The 19,943-nt window shown below is 65.0% G+C and carries 18 protein-coding genes; 4 read left to right on the plus strand and 14 right to left on the minus strand.

Annotated features, from left to right (window positions below; translation table 11 throughout):
- Positions 1-59 precede the first annotated feature (59 nt).
- The gene (gene phnD / locus ACR0BA_RS08180; protein WP_170339782.1) at positions 60-962 is read right to left on the minus strand and encodes a phosphonate ABC transporter substrate-binding protein; all 903 of its coding nucleotides are present in this window, start codon (positions 960-962) and stop codon (positions 60-62) included.
- A 68-nt stretch (positions 963-1,030) separates the two neighbouring features.
- Complete coding sequence (gene phnC, locus ACR0BA_RS08185) at positions 1,031-1,852, minus strand: phosphonate ABC transporter ATP-binding protein (RefSeq protein WP_480727275.1); 822 nt, start codon at positions 1,850-1,852, stop codon at positions 1,031-1,033.
- A 184-nt stretch (positions 1,853-2,036) separates the two neighbouring features.
- On the opposite strand from phnC, the gene rpe reads away from it, so the two are divergent.
- Positions 2,037-2,726, plus strand: a complete 690-nt coding sequence (rpe, locus tag ACR0BA_RS08190) for a ribulose-phosphate 3-epimerase (RefSeq protein ID WP_480727277.1) — start codon at positions 2,037-2,039, stop codon at positions 2,724-2,726.
- Between the two features lie 152 nt (positions 2,727-2,878).
- Here the strand turns inward: rpe and ACR0BA_RS08195 are convergent, their stop codons facing one another.
- The 6 genes from ACR0BA_RS08195 to ACR0BA_RS08220 form a co-directional block, all read right to left on the minus strand.
- The gene (locus ACR0BA_RS08195; protein ID WP_480727278.1) at positions 2,879-4,369 is read right to left on the minus strand and encodes a class I adenylate-forming enzyme family protein; all 1,491 of its coding nucleotides are present in this window, start codon (positions 4,367-4,369) and stop codon (positions 2,879-2,881) included.
- A gap of 39 nt (positions 4,370-4,408) precedes the next feature.
- Positions 4,409-4,828, minus strand: coding sequence for a PaaI family thioesterase (locus ACR0BA_RS08200; protein WP_480727280.1), 420 nt, complete (start codon positions 4,826-4,828; stop codon positions 4,409-4,411).
- Positions 4,809-5,936, minus strand: coding sequence for an acyl-CoA dehydrogenase family protein (locus ACR0BA_RS08205; protein WP_480727281.1), 1,128 nt, complete (start codon positions 5,934-5,936; stop codon positions 4,809-4,811). Before ACR0BA_RS08205 ends, ACR0BA_RS08200 begins: the two co-directional genes overlap by 20 nt.
- A 1-nt stretch (position 5,937) precedes the next feature.
- Positions 5,938-7,128, minus strand: coding sequence for an acyl-CoA dehydrogenase family protein (locus tag ACR0BA_RS08210; protein WP_480727283.1), 1,191 nt, complete (start codon positions 7,126-7,128; stop codon positions 5,938-5,940).
- Positions 7,129-7,230: 102 nt separating this feature from the next.
- A complete protein-coding gene (locus tag ACR0BA_RS08215) occupies positions 7,231-8,406 on the minus strand; it encodes an acetyl-CoA C-acyltransferase (protein WP_480727285.1) in 1,176 nt (391 codons plus the stop codon).
- Positions 8,406-10,502, minus strand: a complete 2,097-nt coding sequence (locus ACR0BA_RS08220; protein WP_480727287.1) for a 3-hydroxyacyl-CoA dehydrogenase NAD-binding domain-containing protein — start codon at positions 10,500-10,502, stop codon at positions 8,406-8,408. Before ACR0BA_RS08220 ends, ACR0BA_RS08215 begins: the two co-directional genes overlap by 1 nt.
- A 251-nt stretch (positions 10,503-10,753) precedes the next feature.
- Here ACR0BA_RS08220 and ACR0BA_RS08225 point away from each other — a divergent pair, with 251 nt between their 5' ends.
- The 3 genes from ACR0BA_RS08225 (at position 10,754) to ACR0BA_RS08235 (ending at position 12,312) form a co-directional block, all read left to right on the plus strand.
- Positions 10,754-11,572: a cyclase family protein gene (locus ACR0BA_RS08225; RefSeq protein WP_149775580.1), complete on the plus strand. Its 819-nt coding sequence runs from the start codon at positions 10,754-10,756 to the stop codon at positions 11,570-11,572.
- A gap of 2 nt (positions 11,573-11,574) precedes the next feature.
- On the plus strand, positions 11,575-11,970 hold the full coding sequence (locus ACR0BA_RS08230) for a carboxymuconolactone decarboxylase family protein (protein ID WP_480727289.1): 396 nt from the start codon (positions 11,575-11,577) through the stop codon (positions 11,968-11,970).
- Between the two features lie 123 nt (positions 11,971-12,093).
- Complete coding sequence (locus ACR0BA_RS08235; protein ID WP_093964526.1) at positions 12,094-12,312, plus strand: hypothetical protein; 219 nt, start codon at positions 12,094-12,096, stop codon at positions 12,310-12,312.
- Here the strand turns inward: ACR0BA_RS08235 and ACR0BA_RS08240 are convergent.
- The 6 genes from ACR0BA_RS08240 to ACR0BA_RS08265 are packed head-to-tail and all read right to left on the minus strand — an operon-like array spanning position 12,309 to position 19,928.
- The gene (locus tag ACR0BA_RS08240; RefSeq protein WP_480727290.1) at positions 12,309-13,607 is read right to left on the minus strand and encodes an aspartate aminotransferase family protein; all 1,299 of its coding nucleotides are present in this window, start codon (positions 13,605-13,607) and stop codon (positions 12,309-12,311) included. The genes ACR0BA_RS08235 and ACR0BA_RS08240 overlap by 4 nt on opposite strands.
- 10 nt (positions 13,608-13,617) lie before the next feature.
- Positions 13,618-14,724, minus strand: coding sequence for a mandelate racemase/muconate lactonizing enzyme family protein (locus tag ACR0BA_RS08245; protein WP_480727292.1), 1,107 nt, complete (start codon positions 14,722-14,724; stop codon positions 13,618-13,620).
- Positions 14,721-15,827 (minus strand): mandelate racemase/muconate lactonizing enzyme family protein, encoded by a 1,107-nt coding sequence (locus ACR0BA_RS08250; protein WP_480727293.1) that lies wholly within the window; start codon positions 15,825-15,827, stop codon positions 14,721-14,723. The genes ACR0BA_RS08245 and ACR0BA_RS08250 overlap by 4 nt, the downstream gene beginning before the upstream one ends.
- Positions 15,824-16,402 (minus strand): dimethylsulfonioproprionate lyase family protein, encoded by a 579-nt coding sequence (locus tag ACR0BA_RS08255; RefSeq protein ID WP_480727294.1) that lies wholly within the window; start codon positions 16,400-16,402, stop codon positions 15,824-15,826. Before ACR0BA_RS08255 ends, ACR0BA_RS08250 begins: the two co-directional genes overlap by 4 nt.
- Positions 16,399-17,478, minus strand: coding sequence for an alcohol dehydrogenase family protein (locus ACR0BA_RS08260; protein ID WP_480727296.1), 1,080 nt, complete (start codon positions 17,476-17,478; stop codon positions 16,399-16,401). Before ACR0BA_RS08260 ends, ACR0BA_RS08255 begins: the two co-directional genes overlap by 4 nt.
- Positions 17,475-19,928: an FAD-dependent oxidoreductase gene (locus ACR0BA_RS08265; RefSeq protein WP_480727298.1), complete on the minus strand. Its 2,454-nt coding sequence runs from the start codon at positions 19,926-19,928 to the stop codon at positions 17,475-17,477. Before ACR0BA_RS08265 ends, ACR0BA_RS08260 begins: the two co-directional genes overlap by 4 nt.
- Positions 19,929-19,943: the final 15 nt, after the last annotated feature.

Raw genomic sequence — 19,943 nt, forward strand, 5'->3', positions numbered from 1 at the left:
TCCGATGGGGATAATGGGGTCCGGTTTGCGGCCGGACCCCGAACAGAAGTTGCGCAGGCTTAGTTCGACTTCAGCTTGCGGGCTTCAATGATGATTTCGTAGGCCTCGTGGGTGATCGGCTCGAACGCTTTGGCTTCACCTGCGGCCACGCCATAGAAGCACTCACGGTCTTTGTCGGCCAGCCCGGCCATCAGAGCCGTCATCTTCTCTTTGACATCCGCCGGCAATGCCTTGCGCAGAACCACCGGACCTTCGGGGATCGGCTTCGATTTCCAGATTTCCACCATGTCGTTCATGTCGACCAGTCCGGCATCCACGGCGCGGCGCAGCGCGCCCGAATTGTAGCCGTCTTCCCAGTTGCCCAGACCATCGGCCCAGGTCACGCCACCATCCACGTCACCGTTGTTCACGGCGACAATTGTCTGCTCGTGGCCACCGGTGAACTTCACTTCACCGAAGTAGTCGCCCGACTCCATCGTCGCACCCGTTGCCTGAGGGATTTCGATCGAGGGGATCAAATAGCCCGAGGTCGAGTTCGGATCACCAAAGCCAAACACCTTGCCTTTCATGTCATCAAGCGAGGTGATGCCGCTGTCCTTGCGGGCGAACCCGACCGAGTAGTAGCCATACCCGCCATCCACGTTCACCTTGACCAGAACCGGCTCAACCGCCTCGGGGTCGCTGAGATAGGTTTTGGCATACGCGGAGGCACCCAGCCAGGCCATGTCGATCGTGCCGCCCAGCAGGCCCTGGATCACGCCGTTGTAGTCAGCCGGGGCGAACAGCTTGGTTTCGACACCCAGCGCGTCCTCGGTGTATTCACGCAGACATTCGTTGTTGTTCAGACGGTCCTGTGCGTTTTCTCCGCCCAGAATGCCGATACGGAATTCGCTGATCTCCTCTGCCATGGCAGGCGCGCTCAGGGCAGTGGTCGCGACCAGGGCGGCAACAAGTTTCTTCATCTGTCTCTCTCCAGGTTGATTGGCCCACCCCATTCATCGGGCCGGGCGATGAATGAGGTGTTTGGGGCTCAGATCGTGGCCTCGGCTTCCATCAGAGCCTTCCGGGTGGCATCCAGCGTTTCGATCTCGGTCGAGGTCGCGGCCTCGGAGAAGCTGGCATCAGCGCCGTAGATCTCGCGGGCGACGCCGGTGGTCAGCTGCTCGGGCAGGCCGTCGAACACGATGCGTCCGTCGCGCATGCCGACTACGCGGTCGCAATAGCGGCGCGCAGTGTCCAAAGTGTGCAGATTGGCGATCACGGTACGGCCGTCCTCTTCGTGGATGCGGCGCAGGGCCTGCATCACGACTTGCGCGTTCATAGGGTCCAGCGAGGCGATGGGCTCATCGGCCAGGATGATCTTGGGGTCCTGCATCAGCGCCCGCGCGATGGCGACACGCTGCTGCTGCCCGCCCGACAGCGCCTCGGCCCGTTTGGGGGCATGTTCGGCGATGCCAAGACGGTCGAGAATGTCGATGGCGCGATGGATGTCTTCCATCGGGAACAGGTTGAACAGGGTGGCCAGGGTCGAGTTCCGGTTCAGCGTTCCATGCAGCACATTCGAGACCACGTCCATGCGGGGCACAAGGTTGAATTGCTGGAAGATCATCGCGCAATCGGCCTGCCACGCACGTTTTTCGCGCCCTTTCAACTTGGTCACGTCGCACCCGTGAAACAGGATCTGCCCTGCGCTGGCATCGGTCAGGCGGTTGATCATACGCAGCAGGGTGGACTTGCCCGCGCCCGACCGCCCGATGATCCCGATCATGCACGGTTTGTCGACGTCCAGCGTTGCGGTATCGACGGCAGTATTGTCGCCGAAGCGCTTGGTCAGTTTTTCGATGCGCAGCACGTGCCACCCCCAATTCGTGATGGAGGTCGTCTACAGCTGGTGCTCAACGGTGATGTGTCGATCCGGTGAAGCTTTTGTAACGGGCTGAAAGCGGATGGCCTATGCAAGGGCTGGGCAATGCCGCTCGTCCCGTCTATACGCGAGCTCAACACCTGAACCGTCAGATCTGTCACATGAGGCCGCCATGAGCTTTGACCGCAAGATCAAGATCGCACCGTCGATCCTGTCCGCCGATTTCGCCAATTTCGGACAGGAAATCCAAGCCATCGAGGCCCAGGGCGCCGACTGGGTCCATGTTGACGTGATGGACGGTCATTTCGTGCCAAATCTCACCTTCGGCCCGCCGGCGGTCAAAGCGTTCCGCCCGCATGTCAAGACGGTGATGGATGTGCATCTGATGATCACGCCGGTCGATCCTTACATCCAGGCCTATGCCGATGCCGGCGCGGACTATCTGACCACCCATGTCGAGGCCGGTCCGCACACGCACCGCACGTTGCAGGCGATCCGCGCGGCCGGAATGAAGGCAGGCGTGGCGCTGAACCCGGGCACTCCGGCCGACGCGGTCGAGCACCTGCTGGATCTGGCCGATCTGGTCTGCGTGATGACGGTGAACCCCGGCTTTGGCGGGCAGAAATACATCGACATGACCGCGAAGGTCCGCCACCTGCGCGAGATGATCGGCGACCGCTCGGTGCATATCGAAATCGACGGGGGAGTCGACCCCTCGACCGCCCCGCTGGTCGCAGCGGCCGGTGCCGACGTTCTTGTTGCCGGTTCGGCGGTCTTCAAGGGCGGGTCGGTTGCGAACCCCGAAATCTATGGCCAGAACATCCGTGCCATTCGGGCCGCAGCCGAAGGCCACGCGGTCTGACGGCGGCTCCCGCCCGTCGTCTACGTTTTTGCAAAACGTCTCCTCCTGTTGGGCCCGGCATCGCGCCATGCGCGATGCCGGGCCCAAGGCCGCAAGCGGGATCGGCGCAGCCGATGTCGCGCGGACGCGGGAGCGTTTTGCCGACCCTGCCTCTAGGCCAGTTGATCCGCGAAATGCGCAAGCAGCCTGTGCTTGAGGATCTTGCCCGTGGGCGCGGCGGGCAGTGACTTGGCCAGCACGATCCGGCTGGGCCGTTTGTAGCCCGCAAGACGTTCCGCCACGAACTTCGCCAACTCTGCCTCGGACACAGCGCCGATTTCAGGCACCTGAACAAAGGCCAGCACCTGTTCGTCGCCGCCCACCCGATGCCCGATCACCGCAGACTGGATCACCTGCGGATGGTCGTTCAGCGCGGTCTCGACTTCGGGCGGATAGACGTTGAAGCCGCCGTGAATGATCAGTTCCTTGGCGCGGCCGACGACGTGCAGATTGCCCTGCGCGTCGAGGCGGCCGAGGTCACCCGTGCGCAACCATCCCCGGACCAGAACCCGGCCCGTTTCCTCGCCGTTGCGATAGTACCCCTTCATCACATGCGGGCCGCGCGTCAGGATCTCGCCCACGCCATCTCCGCCGCCGGGTATGCTTTCGTCAATGTGCAGCTCGACCCCCGGCAAGGGCGGGCCGACCGAGATATCCGGATCCCCGATCCGGTTGTGCGAGGCGCAGATCCCCGCCGTGCTTTCGGTCATGCCATAGCCATTCTGCAGTGCGACGCCATAGAACGCCTCGGCCTTGCGTTTCCACGCCGGATCCAGCGGGGCAGCCCCGGACGAGGTGTAGCGCAGGGCGTCCGACGGCAGCCGCTCCAACCCCTGTTCCTTAGCATATTGCATCAGCAGCGCATGCATCTGCGGCACACCCGAAAACACCGTGACGCCCGCGTTCAACGCGGCAAAGGCGCGGTCCGCCGCGAACCGGGCATCCAGCTGGACGAAGGCCCCGGCCAGCGCCGACCCGGTGACGATCGAGGCCAGCCCGAAGATGTGCGAAATCGGTAGCACGCCATAGACCACGTCATCCTGCGTCAGCCCCCGGAAATTCGCCGAGGTCAGCCCGCCGAACCGCAGGTTTTCGTGGGTCAGCATCACACCCTTGGGCGTTCCGGTCGTGCCGGTGGTGAACAACATCGCCGCGACATCCGTCAGATCGGGGTCGGGCGCGCTCGGGTTCGGCGCGGCCAGGTGCATCTGCCCGAAGCCCCCGGAAACAGGCTGGGCCCCGGCCATTCGCGCATGGTCGCACGCCTCCGGCGACGCCGCCGACGTGAACAGGATCACCGCCGGGGTGATGTGATCCACGATGCGTGCCAACTCAGCCTCGGTCTGGCGGGCATTCACCGGAACCACGCAAGCGCCGATCCGGGAACAGGCAAACAGCGCGGCCACTGCCGCACAGCAATTCTCGAGCACCAGCATGACCCGATCGCAGGGGCGCACCCCCGAGGCCAGCAGGATGCCTGACAGATCGGAAATCGCGCGGTCGAGGTCAGCAAAGCTCCAATTGGCGCCGAACCCGTCGGCGAAGGCGCGGGCCTGCGGGCGGGTCCGGATCTGGGCATCCGGATAGTCGTGCCATTTGTTCATGTCCCTTCGCCCTCCCCTGCGCCGGAACCGGTTTTTCGCTCAGCGTTTCGTGGTGCGCTTGAACACCCCCGCCGCCGTCGCGATCAGGGTTCCGTCGTCGCTGTGCAACTCTCCGGTCACATAGGCCATCGTGCGCCCGCCCCCCGTTGCGCGCCCCGTGGCCGTCACGCGCCCCTGACGCACCGCCGCCACATAGCTTGTGTTCAGTGACAGGGTCAGAACCAGCGGATGTTCGTCCCGGTCGAACCAGGCCGAGGCGGTGTTGCCGCAAGCCACGTCCAGCAGCATGGCGATGATGCCGCCATGCAGGATGCCCTGGCTGTTCAGGTGATCCGCCCGGATGGTCAAATGACACCGGGCACGGCCGTCGGGGTCGGACAGATCCACCTCGAACCCGATCGCGTTCTGACAGCCCGACCGCCGGACCTTTGGGTCGTCTTCAGGCCGCGCCGAGTGCAATGAACCGCTCCAAATGATAATCCGCGTCGCCGAACCTGTGATCCGACATGACGATCCGCTTGGCAATATGCGCCAGCTCATATTCCTGCGTCATGGCGATGCCGCCATGCATCTGGATCGTTTCCTCGGCCACCAACCGGCCCACCCGCGACACCAGGTTGCGGGCCGCGGCGATCTGCCGGTCGCGATCGGGCGCTTCAAGGTGACCGGCCGCGTTGATCACCGCCGAGCGCGCCTGCTCCAGCTCGATCAGCATATCCGCGAACCGGTGCTGCAGGGCCTGAAAGGTCCCGATCGGACGGCCGAACTGCTTGCGCGTCATCAGGTATTGCCGTGTCAGTTCCACCGCGCTTTCCATCGCACCCAGCACCTCGGCGACCAGCGCGACATTGGCGGCGGCCACAACGTTCATCAGCGGCTCGAACCCCTGCCCCGCCGCGCCCAGACGCGCGGTTTCCGGCAGGCGCACATCGTCCAGAGTGACCTCGGCCGCGCGGCCCCCGGCCAGCATCGGATACCCGCGCAAGCCCAGACCCGGCGTGCCAGCAGGCACCAGAAACAGCGAAATGCCGTCCAGATCGAACGGCCCGCCCGTTTCGCGCGCGGAAACGATCAACTGCCCGGCGACCTCGGCATTCACGACCACAGCCTTGCGTCCGTTCAGGATCAAGTCTGTGCCGTCGGTCCGCACGGTGGTCTCGACCCGGCTCAGGTCATACCGGCTGGCAGGCTCCCCATGCGCCAGCGCCAGATGCAGCGCGCCCGAGACCACCTGATCCAGCAGCGCCCGCTGATCGGGGCTGCCCACCTGCGCGATCAGCCGACCGCCCAGAATGCAGCTGTCCAGAACCGGCTCGACCACCCCGGCCCGGCCCAGTTCCTCGAACACGGTGGCGATGTCAAAGCCCGCCCCGCCGAACCCGCCATCCGCTTCGTCGAACAGCGCGCCCAGAACGCCCAGATCGGCCAGTTCGCGCCAGATGTCGGCGCTGAACCCCGCCGGGCTGTCCAGAATGTCGTTGCGCACCAGAGTCGTATATCTGTCGGCCAGATAGCGCCGCAGCGTGTCCTGCAGCATCTGCCGTTCTTCGGTCAGGTTGAAATCCATCTCAGCCCCCCATCTTGACCTTGGCGATGATCCCGCGCTGGATCTCGTTCGACCCGCCGAAGATCGACAGTTTCCGGTTGTTGAAATACTGCGCGGCGACCGGCGTGGCATAGTCCGGCCCGATCGGGTCGTTGTCGCCCGCCACTGCCTCGGATGCGAAAGGCATCGCATAAGGCCCCACCGCGCGGCGGGCCAGGTCGTTGATCTCCTGCCGGATGATCGTACCCTTGACCTTCAGCATCGAGCTTTCGACCCCCGGTGCCTGTCCGGCCGCAGCCTTGCTGATGATGCGCATGTTGGTGGTGGCCATGGCCATCAGGTCGATCTCGACCCGTGCCAGCCGGGCGGCGAAATGCGGGTTCTCGATCAGGGGGCGGCCATTCGCGGTTTCGATCCGGGCAATCCGTTTGACCATGTCCAGCCCCGCCTGGCTGAAGCCGACACCGGCGATGTTGGTGCGTTCATGCGTCAGCAGATACTTGGCATAGGTCCAGCCCTTGTTCTCCTCGCCCACCAGGTTTTCGACCGGGACGCGCACATCGTCAAAGAACACCTCGTTGACCTCGGGCGTGCCGTCCAGCAGGACGATGGGGCGCACCTCGATCCCCGGCGTGTTCATGTCGATCAGCAGGAACGAGATTCCCTCCTGCGCCTTGGCCTCGGGGTCGGTGCGCACTAGGCAGAAGATCCAGTTGGCGTATTGCGCCAGCGTGGTCCAGGTCTTCTGGCCATTGACGACATAGTGGTCGCCGTCGCGCACCGCGCGGGTCTTCAGCGAGGCCAGGTCCGACCCGGCACCCGGCTCGGAATAGCCCTGGCACCACCAATGTTCACCATTCAGGATGCGCGGCAGGAAATACTCCTGCTGCGCCTTCGAGCCGAATTTCTGCAGCACCGGGCCCAGCATCGACAGGCCAAACGGCACGATACGCGGCGCATAGGCGGCGGCGCATTCCTCCTCGAATATATGGCGCTGAACCGCGTTCCACTCGGCGCCGCCAAACTCCTTCGGCCAGTTGAAATTCAACCAGTCGCGCTCGTTCAGCGTGGCGTGCCACCACTCATACCCTTCCTTGCCGATGTTCCGGCCAGCCCGGATCTTGTCCGAGATCTCCTTGGGCAGCTTTTCGGCCAGAAAGGCTCGAACCTCGTCGCGAAAGGCCTTCTCCTCGTCCGTATAATTCAAGTCCACAGCCGCCCTCCTCCTCGACGCGATCGGAACTTTGCCTGCTCGGCCCCCAGGGCCGGGCTGCGCCGGGCCGGCCCTCGATGAGCTGGCCCGGCGCCTCTTTCTTCAATATATCTCGAACAGACCGGCCGCGCCCATGCCGCCGCCGATGCACATGGTCACGACACCCAGCTTGGCCCCGCGCCGCCGCCCTTCGCGCAGCAGATGGCCGACCATCCGCGCGCCGGTCATGCCGAACGGATGCCCGATGGCGATCGATCCGCCGTTCACGTTGCATTTCTCGTCATCGATTCCCAAACGGTTTCGGCAGTACAGCGCTTGCGAGGCGAAGGCTTCGTTCAGCTCCCACAGGTCGATGTCCTCGACGCTCAGACCATGCCGTTCCAGAAGGCGCGGCACCGCAAAGACCGGGCCGATGCCCATCTCGTCGGGCTCGCACCCCGCCACGCAGAACCCCTTGAACGCACCCAAGGGCTCCAGACCCCGACGCTCGGCTTCGGCGCTGTCCATCACGACCACCGCGGCCGCGCCGTCCGACAGCTGGCTGGCATTGCCGGCGGTGATGTAGTTTCCGGGGCCCCGCACCGGCTCCAGCGAGGCCAGACCCTCCAGCGTCGTGTTCGGCCGGTTGCATTCATCCCGGTCCACGGTGACCTGCCGGTGCGAGACCTCGCCGGTCTCTTTGTCCTTGACCGCTATGGTGGTCTGCATCGGTACGATTTCGTCGTCGAACTTGCCCGCCGCCTGCGCCGCCGCGATGCGCTGTTGCGACCGCAGGCCGTAGGCGTCCTGTTCTTCGCGGCTGATGCCATAGCGCTCGGCCACGATGTCGGCGGTCTCGATCATCGTCATGTAGATCGCCGGCTTGTGCTCGTGAATCCACGCCTCGGGCACGGGGCGGGTCTTCGGCTGGACCAGCGAGATGCTCTCGACCCCACCGGCCACGATGGGGCCCGCGCTGCCCTCGGTGACGGCCTGCGCCGCCAGCGCCACGGTCTGCAGCCCCGACGAGCAGAACCGGTTCACGGTCATCCCCGAAACGCTGACCGGCAGCCCGGCCCGGATGGCGATCTGGCGGGCGATGTTGCCGCCGGTCTCGCCCTCGGGGAAGCCGCAGCCGATGATGCAATCCTCGATCTCGGCGCCGTCCAGCCCCGAGCGCGCGACCGCGGCCTGAACCGCGTGGCCGCCCATCGTGGCGCCGTGGGTCATGTTGAACGAGCCCCGGAACGACTTGGCCAGCCCGGTGCGTGCGGCGGATACGATTACGGCTTGTTTCATCACTGGGCGTCCTTGTTCAAATCGTCAAAGCTGCGGCCCTCGGCCACCAGTTTTTCCAGCAGCGGCGCGGGTTGCCAGAAATAGTCATCCCCGGCCGACCACGCGCGGATGTCGTCCAGAATACCCGGCAGACCCTGCAGATCGGCCCATTTCAGCGGCCCGCCGCGATAGCGCGGGAACCCATAGCCATAGAGCAGCACCACATCCACGTCCAAGGGGCGGCGCGCGATGCCCTCGCCCACCACCTTGGCGGCCTCGTTGACCATCGAGACCATATATCGCCGCACGATCTCGTCATCCGTGAACGTCCGCGGGGTGATGCCCTGCGCTGCGCGGTCGGCCGCGATCAGGTCCAGAACCTCGGGGTTCGGCGTGCCGCCGCGCTTGCCTCTTTCATAGACATAGAAGCCCTTGCTGGTCTTCTGCCCGAAATGCCCGGCCTCGCAGAGTTTGTCGGCATAGCTGCTGTCGCGGGCGCGCGGGTCCAGCCCCTCGGCGCGTTTGCGTTTGCGTACCGCCCAGCCGATATCCAGCCCGGCCAGATCGGACACCGCGAACGGCCCCATGGCAAAGCCGAAATCGGTCAGCGCCTTGTCGATCTGGAACGGGCTTGCCCCGTCCAGAACCATGTGGTCGGCGCAGGTGCGATAGGTACTGAGGATCCGGTTGCCGATGAACCCGTCGCACACCCCTGCGCGCACCGAGACCTTCTTCAGCCGATGCCCCAGCGCAAAGCCGGTTGCGACCACCTCGGGCGCGGTCTTGTCGGCCACCACGATCTCAAGCAGCTTCATCACATGCGCGGGCGAGAAGAAATGCAGCCCGATCACGTCCTGCGGCCGCGTGGTGGTGGCGGCGATCTCGTTGACGTCCAGATACGAGGTGTTGGTCGCCAGAACCGCCCCGGGCTTGCAGACCACATCCAGCTGAGAAAAGACCTGCTTCTTGACGTCCATATCCTCGAACACGGCCTCGATCACCAGATCGACGGCGCTCAGCGCGTCATACCCAGTGGCAAGCTGCAATTGGTCCGACAGGATCGCGTCGTGCTGCTGCTGGCTGATCTTGCCGCGCTTCAGGGCCCCTGCCAGGTTTCCGGCGATCCGTTCCTTGGCCGCATGGGCGGCCTCCTGCGTCATCTCCAGCAAGGTCACGGGCAGACCTGCCAACAAGGCAGCGGTGGCGATCCCCGCGCCCATCGTGCCGCCGCCGATGACCCCGATCTGATGCACCGGACGCGGCTCGACACCCTTCAGTTCGGGCAGTTTGCCCACGGCGCGTTCGGCAAAGAAGGCGTGGATCAGGCCCTTGCGCTGATCCGATTCCATCAATTGCATGAACAGTTCCCGCTCGCGCGCCATGCCTTCGGCAAAGCTGGGCGCCTCGCAGGCGGCTTGCACGGCACGCACGGCAATGGCGGGGGACAGCTGGCCCCGGCCTTTTTTCAGAACGGCCTCGTAGACCGCATCGAAATCGACAGGGTCCGGCGCGGGCATCTCTCCGACCGCGCGGCGGGACGCACCCGAGTCAAGCAGCTCCTGCGCATAGGCCAGCCCGATCTCGCGCGGGTCGCCATCCTGCATCTTGTCGATCACGCCCAGCTTCAGCGCCTCGTCGGCGCGGACATGGCGACCGGTTGTGATCATGTCGAGCGCGGCCTCGACCCCGGCCACGCGCGGCAGACGCTGGGTGCCCCCGGCACCCGGCAGGATGCCCAGATTAACCTCGGGCAGGCCGACCTTGGCCGAGGGAACCGCGATGCGGTAGTGGCTGGACAGCGCAACCTCGAGCCCGCCGCCCAGTGCCGTGCCGTGCAGCGCCGAAACCACCAGCAGGGGCGAGGCCTCGATCCGGTCGCACAGGCCCGGCAGCCACGGCTCTTGCGGGGGTTTGCCGAACTCGCGGATATCGGCCCCCGCGAAATAGGTCCGGCCCTTGCCGTAGATCAGCACCGCCTTTGCGCGCTCGGCCTCGGCCCGTTCGATTCCGGCCAGCAGGCCCCGGCGCACATCCACGCCAAGCGCATTGACCGGCGGGTTGTTCGCCGCCAGCACCGCGATATCGCCAATCCGTTCGTATTCCACCGCCTCGGACATCAGACTTGGTCTCCTCTTGCCAACCCCAGCTTGTTCCGCATTGCGGAACAACATTCCGCAACAGATTGAACCCGTCCGCGCGCGGGTTCAACCCCTTATACCCGACTGCGCCGCCGGGCCGCATTTCTTGCCGGCGAGCAGGCCCCAAACAACTTGTGAACCGGATCGCGGAAAACCGTGCTAGGCTTTGCCCACCCGGCCAATGAATTCGGCCCGGAACGAAAACAGATTGCAGAACAGGGAGTTTTGAAATGTGTGACGTTTGCGTAATGAACGCGGTGAAAGACCGGATGCTGTCGCGTCGATCCTTTTTTAAGGCTGGCGCAGCGATGGCGGCAGGCACGGCGCTTGGGACGGTGGCTGCCCCACCAGCGCTTGCGGCCGGCCATGGCGAGGTGCTGGACATGACCCATGTCTACGATGCCGATTTTCCCACCTATTTCGGCCAGCCGGGGATCGAGGCGACACAGGCCTTCAATTTCAAGGAACATGGCTTCAACCTGTTCAACCTGGCCGTCAACGAACACACCGGCACGCATGTCGATGCCCCGCTGCATTTCTCGGCGGATGGGCAGTCGGTGGACGAAATCCCGGTGTCGAACCTCGTCTGCCCGCTGTGCGTGGTGGACATTGCCGCCCGCGCGGCCGAGGACCCGGATGCACAGGTGACCCCAGATGACCTGAAGGCGTGGATCGCTGCAAATGGCGACATCCCCGATGGCGCCTGCGTCGCCATGCACTCGGGATGGGCCGCCAAGACCGCCACGCCCGAATTCCGCAACGCCGACGGCGACGGCAAGATGCATTTCCCCGGCTTCCACGTCGAAGCGGCCCAGATGCTGATCGAAGGAACCGGCGCGGTTGCGCTGGCCGTCGACACGCTGTCACTTGACCACGGGCCATCGGCCGATTTCGTGACGCATTACGCGTGGCTGCCCACCAACCGCTACGGCATCGAGAACCTGGCTAATCTCGACAAGGTGCCCGCCAGCGGAGCGACGCTGGTGGTCGGCGCGCCGGCCCATCGTGGCGGGTCGGGCGGCCCGGCGCGCATCTTTGCGATGGTCTGAGCATGGCAACGGTTCACCTGTTGACGGACGAAGAGGTCAGCGCCGAGGCGCTGGCCGTCTTCGATGACATCCGCGCCACCCGCAACACCGATTACGTCAACAGTTTCTGGCGCGCTCTGGCCCATGACCCGGCACTGCTGAAAACGACGTGGGAGCGGCTGAAGACCGTCATGGCCCCCGGCGCGCTGGACCCGCTTGTGAAAGAGATGCTGTATGTGGCGTTTTCGGTCGCCAACAATTGCGAATACTGCGTGCACTCCCATTCGGCCGCGGCCCGCTCCAAGGGCATGACCGATCAGATGCAGGCCGAACTGCTGGCGGTGATCGCGATGGCCAGCCAGACCAACGCCCTGGCCACCGCCTTGCAGGTGCCGGTAGACGACCAGTTCAAGGCCTGAGGCTGCGCCTGTCGGGCCAGACTTGCACCAGATGCACAGCGGCTATTCCCTCAAGTGCCTAGCTGCACTGCAGCATCAGGTCTAAATCTCTTTGGTCACATACAGACCAGAGAGGCTCCGCTCATGGCACAGACAAGCACGCACCGCCCTGCAATCCTGAACCTGTTCTCGGCCGTCGCCGATGTGTTCAGCGGCATCTATGATGCTTTGATCCGCATGGGCGAAGCAAATGCCAAGGTCATCAAGATCAAGCAACTCAGCGAGTTGACCGACGAAGAACTGGCTGCGCGTGGCCTCAAGCGCGAAGACATCGTGCGCCTGGTGATGGCGGGCGTCTACTAAGACACGCCCGCGCCCTGCATTTCGGCCACGGCCTGCGCGGCCTTGGCATAGGCGGCTTCGCACAGGTCAAAGTCCGCTTCGGTCAGTGCCAGGGACGGATAGGTCTTGCCCGGCGACTTGAACATCCCGTTCTGCATCAGAACCGCATTGAACCGGGTTGCCCTGGCCGTGTCCGCGCGGACCACATCGCGATAATCGCGCACCTTTCCTTCCGTGAACACGATTTCGAACAGGGTCGGATCGCCGATGACGCGGTGGGCGACCCCCTGCTTGGTCAGCGCGGCCGAGGCCATGTCCATCAGACGCTGACCATTGGCGCGCAGCCGGTCGTACTGGCCGGGACGGCGCAGCACTTCCATCGTCTTGAGCCCGGCCACCGCGGCCACCGGATTGCCCGACAGTGTCCCCAACTGCATCAGCCATTTCCCAGGCCCAACGGCGGGTTTGTCGAAATGGGCCATGATCTCGGCCCGCCCGGCGATCGCGGCCAGGGGAAAGCCGCCACCGATGATCTTGCCCAGCGTGGCGATGTCGGGGGTCACGCCATACAGCTCCTGCGCGCCGCCATAGGCGAAACGAAACCCGGTCACCACTTCGTCGAAGATCAGAACGATGCCGTACTTGTCGGCCTCGTCTCGCAGTAGCTGCAAGAAGCCGGGTTCGGGCGGGATGATGCGTTGCAGCGGCTCGACGATGATGCCCGCGACCTGGTTGCCGTGCTCGGCCAGCAGCGAGCGGATGTAATCCGGGTCGTTGAACGGCGCGATCAGCATTTCGGCCTGAACGCTGGCCGGTATGCCCGCGCTGTCGGGAACCGCCTGCGGGAAATTCACCATCCGCGACGGGGCCAGGCTCATTTGCGCCTCGGCGCTCATGCCGTGATAGCCGCCTTCGAACTTCACGATCTTGTCGCGGCCGGTAAAGGCGCGGGCCAGCCGGATCGCGTACATGTCGGCCTCACCGCCGGACGAGACATAGCGGATCTGATCGGCGAAGGGCACGGCGGCGCAGATCTCCTCGGCCAGTTCGACCGCGCGCGCGTTGTTGGCGAAAAACGTCATGCCCTTGGGCATCTGTTCGGCGACGGCCTCCAACACCTCGGGGTGGCCGTGGCCTAGCAGCATCGGCCCGGAGCCGATCAGCAGGTCGACATATTCCTTGCCGTCTTCGTCCCAGACGCGGCTGCCCCGGCCCTCACGGATGAAAACCGACGGGTCGAAATTGCCAAAGCCACCGCCGGGCAGCACCGCCCGGGCGCGTTGGCCCCAATCGGATTGGCTGAGATGTCGCGGCATGGTCGCCTCCCTAATCCAGTATCACGTCCGGCGCGCCCAGGTATTCGCGGTCGGGCGCGACGCCCAGGCCGACCCCGTCGGGCGGCGCGATGCGGCCGCCCTTGCGGGTTGGGCCATCCGGCGCCAGCCGCGGCGCGACATAGCCCGACAGGTCGCACACGTTCATCAGGCGCGCGGGTTCGGTGGCCGCGCCCAGATGCAACAGGGCGGCGGTGGTGATGTCAGACCCCCAGGTGTCTTCGACACACATCTTCGCCCCCAGATGCAGGCACAGATCACGCGCGCGGCGCGCAGCCGACAGCCCACCGAATTTCGACAGCTTCACCGCGACCGCGTCCATGCAGCCCAGCGCATGCGCGGCCAGCAGGCTGGCGGTGTCGTGTGCGCTTTCGTCCAGCTTCATCGGCAGTCCGGTGGCGGCGCGCACGCGGGCGCAATCCTCGATCGTGGCACAGGGTTGTTCCAGCATCACATCCAGATCCGCGAACGCCCGCCCCACCCGGCTGGCATCCAGAGACGTGGCGCCGCAGTTCCAATCGCCATAGACCAGCGGCCCGTCTCCCACCGCCTCGCGCACCAGACGCAGGCGCTCGACATCGGCCTGCCAATCGGCATCCGCGCCCAGCTTGACCTGGAACTGTGTGATGCCCTGCGCCTGCGCCTCGCGGGCGATGCGGGCCATCTCGGCCGGGGCAATGCAGGTGATCGAGTGATAGAGCGGCATCGTCTGCGCCCGCCGACCGCCCAGCAGCGCGTGCAGCGGCAGCCCTGCCACCTGCCCCGTCAGATCCCACAGCGCGATGTCGATTGCCGATTTGGCATAGACATGCCCCGGCAGGTGCCGGTCCAGCCGCGCCATCAACGCCTCGGGTCCGATCGGGTTGGCGCCCAGCAGAACCGCGGCCATGTTCCGAACCGCCGGGGCCACGCCGCGCGCAAAGGCGGGCAGGTAATGCGGAATCGGGCAGACCTCGCCCCAGCCGGTCAGATCGTCATCGGTGTCCAGCGCCAGAACCACCGTTTCAACCGTGTCGCAGGCCTTGCCGTCGGCCATGTAGTAGGCCTGATGGCTGGTCAGCGGCACATGCCAGAGCGAAATGCGGGTGATGCGTGTCATTGGTACACGGCCTTTGGTTCCCCCAGTAGATCTTCATCCGGGGCGACGCCGAGGCCGGGGGCCTCGGGCAGTTCAAGATGGCCCTGACGGTTGCGTGGACCGCGCCCGCCCGCAACGTCTAGCGTCAGCATGTCCTGACAGGCCCAGACGCCCAGGCGGTTGTGATCCGGGATGGTGGCGGCCAGATGCAGCGCCTCGGTATCGGCCAGAACCGAGCCGCCGGTGGCCATCACATACATGTCGATGCCATGCGCCAGCGCGATGTCCCGAATCCGCGCGGCCTTGGTCAGGCCGCCGACACGGTTAAGCTTGATCCCGAAGACCTCGGCCAGCCCGTCGCGGGCAATGCGCGTGGCATCCTGCAGGGTGACCAGGCTTTCATCCACGCTGACCGGCGCGGAATGCAGGGCCCGGATGGCGGCAATGTCGTCCAGCGTCTCGCCGGGTTGTTCGAACATCACGCCCAGATCCTCGGTGGCCTTCATCACCCGCAGCGCCTGTTGCCGCGTCCAGGCGCGGTTGACGTCATAGAGGATGCACTCACCCGCCGGGCGGTGCGCCTCGACATCGCGGATGCGTTCTATGTCACGATCCACGTCGCCACCCACTTTGACCGAATGCACCCAATAGCCGCGGCCGCGATAGCGATCCATTACCGCGCGGGTTTCCTCGACGGTCTTGGCCCCGACCGAGGAGGAGATCGGCGCGGGGCTGCGCGACCCGCCGCCCATCAGATCGGCAATCGGCAACCCCGCGGCCTGACCGGCAATGTCCCAGCAGGCCATGTCGATCGGCGACTTGGCATAAAGATGCCCGGGCAGCGCGTGGTCCATCACCCGCTCGACCTCCAGAACCCGGCGCGGGTCCAGCCCGAGGACGAAGGGCGCCATGGTCTCGATCCCCGCCCGAATGCCCGGCCCATGCGCGGGTACATAGGTGTGGCCCCATGGCGTGCCCTCGCCCCAGCCGGTCAGCCCGGCATCGGTTTCGATCATGACGAAGGTGGCATCCAGCACCTCGAATTTCAGACGTCCGCCGGAAAGCCAATAGGGATGTTCAAGCGGCAGATCGACGTGAAAGACCGAGATGCGGGTGATCTTCATGCGGCGTCCATTCTGGGCAGGTCGTTCAACCCCTCGCCCCGCCACAGTACGAATGTCAGGATCGGCTGATCCCCCGTGGACATGGCATGGCTTTGCCAACTGGCGTGCAACCGCGTGCCCTCAGCGCCAACAAAGGCCCGATCTCCTTCAACCTTGAAGACCGCGCCACCCGCCAGCGTCAGGTAAAGCTCCTCGGCCTGATGGCTGTGCCAGTCATAGTCCAGCCCGGCGCCCCAATAGGCGACATAGCCCCGCAGCTGGGTCGAATGGAAATGACCGGTTGGCCCGAACAGCTCGAAATACCCGTACCGATTGCGGAAATCGGCACCGACCTCTGCCTCGGTATAGGTGCGTTTCCAGTGGGCAAGATGCGCCGCCGACCGGATCGCCTGAACCAACCCCGTTGTCCGGGGCGATCCGGGTTGATCCAGCGCCTGCACCAGTGTCGTGGCGGGGATCGCCTGCGGTTGCAAACCGGTTGCGGTCAGGTCGGTGGGCCAGGTGCCGAATTCCGACAGCGCCGGCATGCTCTGATGCAGGTGCCGCGCGGCTTCGAGAACGTTTTCCAGGGTCATGGGATCACCACGATATTGCCGGTATGATGCTTGTCGATGAAGGCCTGCTGGGCCTCTCGCAGCTCAGTCAACGGGTAAGTGGCGGCCAAAGCTGGCTTGATTTGCCCATTTTCTATGTATTTCACGACATCAAAGAAGTTCTGCGGCGTGTTCACGGTCGATCCGGTGAAGGTCAGATCGCGCAGATAGAAGGTGCGCAGGTCGAACTGCACGATCGGACCGGCAATCGCGCCCGAACAGGTATAGCGCCCGCCACGCTCCAGCATGTCGATCAGTTTGGGCCACATCTCTCCGCCCACGACGTCGGCGACGACGGTGATCCGTTCGCCTTTCAACTCGGCCCGCAGGTTCCTGGGGTTGCGCGGCAGAATGCGATCCGGGCCCAGTTTGGCGACCTCGGGGTGCTTGGCCGCGCTGGCCATGGCGATCACACGGGCGCCGCGCAGCTTGGACAACTGGATCAGCGCCCCGCCCACACCGCCCGAGGCGCCGGGGATCAGAACCGTGTCGCCCTCGCCGACCTGCGCCCTGTCCAACATGCCCTCGGCCGTGACATAGGAACAGCTGAAGGTCGCCAGTTCGGCATCGCTCAGGTCGGAGTCGACCGGCGCCACGCCGCGGATGTCGGCCTTGGTGTATTCAGCAAAGCCGCCGTCACATTCCGAGCCGAAATATCCCGCTTTGTCGCGGTTCATCGGATCGGACCAGTCGCGCAGCCAGCCCGCCACGATCACCCGCCGGCCGATGATCGCAGGATCGGCCCCCTCGCCCACGGCCACGACCGTGCCGACCGCGTCCGCGCCCTGAATACGCGGGAAGGTCAGGGGCGCGCCGCCCCAGGTGCTGTCGTCGTCATCCACCTCGGAATAGGCGCCGCCGGTGGTGGCCTCGTCCACCGCCTTGGAATACCAGCCGGTGCGGGTGTTCACATCCGTGTTGTTCAGCCCGCAGGCGCCCACCCTGATCAACACCTCCATCGGGCCGGCTATGGGGGTGGGCCAGTCCTCGTGCCATTCGTATTTGTCCAGATCGCCATGCCCCGTCAGGACCATGGCCTTCATGGTCTTCGGGATCATTCCGCAGCCTCCATCGCGGCATCGGTGCGGGGCCGGAGGCTTTGCGGGTCATAGGCGGGCGCGCCCAGGATCCGCCCGGGACGCGGCGCGCCGGCGATCACCACCTGCACTTCGGTTCCCGGCACATTGGCCTGCGGTTTGACATAGGCAAAGGCAAGGATCTTGCCGACCGTATGCCCGTAGGCCACCGAGGCGGTGGAACCCACAACCTTGCCGTCCAGCAGGACCGCCTCGCCGCCATGCCCATCGTTCTGGCCATCCGGTTCGATCTCCAGATAAGCGCAGAGCCAGCGCAGATCGGGGTTCAGGGTCCGGTCCTTGCCCAGGTATTCCTTGTCGGTGCGGGCAAAGCGCAGCACGTCGGCCTCGGCCAGGGTGACCTCGTTGGTCAACTCGCCCGCGCCCTTGAAGGCCTTTTCCATCCGCAGCGCGTTCATCGCGAACGACCCGTAATCGGCGATGCCCAGCGGCGCGCCCGCGGCCCAGAGCGTATCGTAGACGGCCAAGGCGCTGTCACGCGGCATGTGCAGTTCCCACCCCAATTCACCGGCATAGGACATGCGGAAAACCCAGAGCCGGTGACCCGCCACGTCGATTTCCTGCGCGGTCAGCCATTTGAAAGCGGCATTGCTCAGGTCGGCATCGGTGCAGGCGGCCAGAACCTCGCGCGCCCTAGGGCCATTGAGGCTGAGCGCGGCCCAGTCGTCGGATCGCAGGATGATATCGACGTTTTCTTCGTCGCGATGCTGGGTCAGGTGATCCAGCATGCGCCGCTCGAAGAAGGCGGCACAGACGAGGTAGTACCGGTCCTCGGCCAGCTTCACGACCGTGGTCTCCAGCTCGATCCGTCCACGGCGGTTGAGCATGTGGGTCAGCGCGATGCCGCCCACCTTTTGCGGCAGGCGGTTGGCGACCAGCCGGTCCAGCAGGACCCGGGCATCCGGGCCGCTTACCTCGACCTTGGTGAAGGCCGAGATATCCATGATGCCGACCGCCTCGCGCACGGCCCTGCATTCGGAGCCGACCATGTCGTGCACCACATTGCGGCGGAAGGAATAATGGTCGCGCTGTTCAACGCCATGCTTTGCGAACCAGCGGGGGCGCTCGTGGCCATAGACCTCTTCGAACACCGCCCCCTTGGCTTTCAGCCGGTCATACAGCGGGGACGGCTTGATCGGCCGCCCGGCAAGACGGTTGAAATGCGGAAACGGAATTTCGTGGCGCAGTTTGTAATCCTCATGCGCCTTGGTGACCTGCCAGTCTTTGGTGGCATAGGCCCCGAACCGGCGCGGATCATAGTCGCGCATCGAAATGTCTGCCGCCCCATGCACCATCCACCCCGCCAATTCGCGCGTCAGGCCCGGGCCCCAGCCGATGCCGATCTGCGTGCCGCAGCAGCACCAATAGTTTCGCACCCCCGGCGCCGGGCCGATCAGCGGATTGCCGTCGGGCGGGTGCGAGATCGCCCCGTGAACCTCGCGCTGGATCCCCAGATCGGCAAAAACCGGCATCCGGTTCAGGCTCTCCTCAAGCCACGGCATAACCCGGTCGTAATCGGCATCGAACAGCCAGTTTTCATAGTCCCACGGGCAATGGTCATGCCAGACCGAATTCGAATTTTCCTTCTCGTAGATCCCGATCAGCCCGCGCTTCTGCTCCATGCGGATATAGCCCGAGACCTTGCGATCATCGCGGATCACCGGCAGCTCGTGATCGAGGTCCTGGAACTGTGGCACCGGTTCGGTCACGAAATAGTGGTGAGTCATCGAGGTCATCGGCAGTTGCAGCCCCGACCATTCGCCCATCTGTCGGGCATAGGTGCCGCCCGCATTCACCACGTGTTCGCAGCGGATCGTGCCCCGTTCGGACTGGACCACCCATTCGCCATTGGCCGCCTGGGTGATGTTGGTGGCCCGGCAGCGGCGGATGATCCGCGCGCCCAGCTGACGCGCCCCCGCCGCCATGGCCATGGTCACGTTCGTCGGATCCACATGCCCGTCATCCGGCGTGTGCAGCGCGCCCAGAACCCCGTCGAGGTTGTAGAACGGGTGCAGTTCGGCCACGCGGTCGGGGCCGACCAGCTCGATGTTGAAGCCCAGCGACCGGCCCACGGACAGGGTATGGCGCAACCAGTCCATCTCATCTTCGGTATAGGCCAGCCGGAACGAGCCGCATCCGTGCCATGTCACCGCTTGCCCGGTCTCGGCCTCGAGCGCACCGGAATAGAGCCCGATGTTGTAGTCCACGCACTTGCCCAGACCAAAGGAACTGGTCGAGTGGGTGATCTGCCCGGCCGCGTGCCAGGTGCTGCCGCTGGTCAGCTCGGCCTTTTCCAGCAGAACGACATCCGTCCAGCCCTCGTGCGCCAGGTGATAGGCCAGACCCACGCCCATGACACCTCCGCCCACGATCACCACGCGGGCCTGTGACGGCAGTTCCTTCCCGGACATGATTTTTCCTCTCAC

This window comes from Ruegeria sp. CI5 (assembly GCF_056536885.1).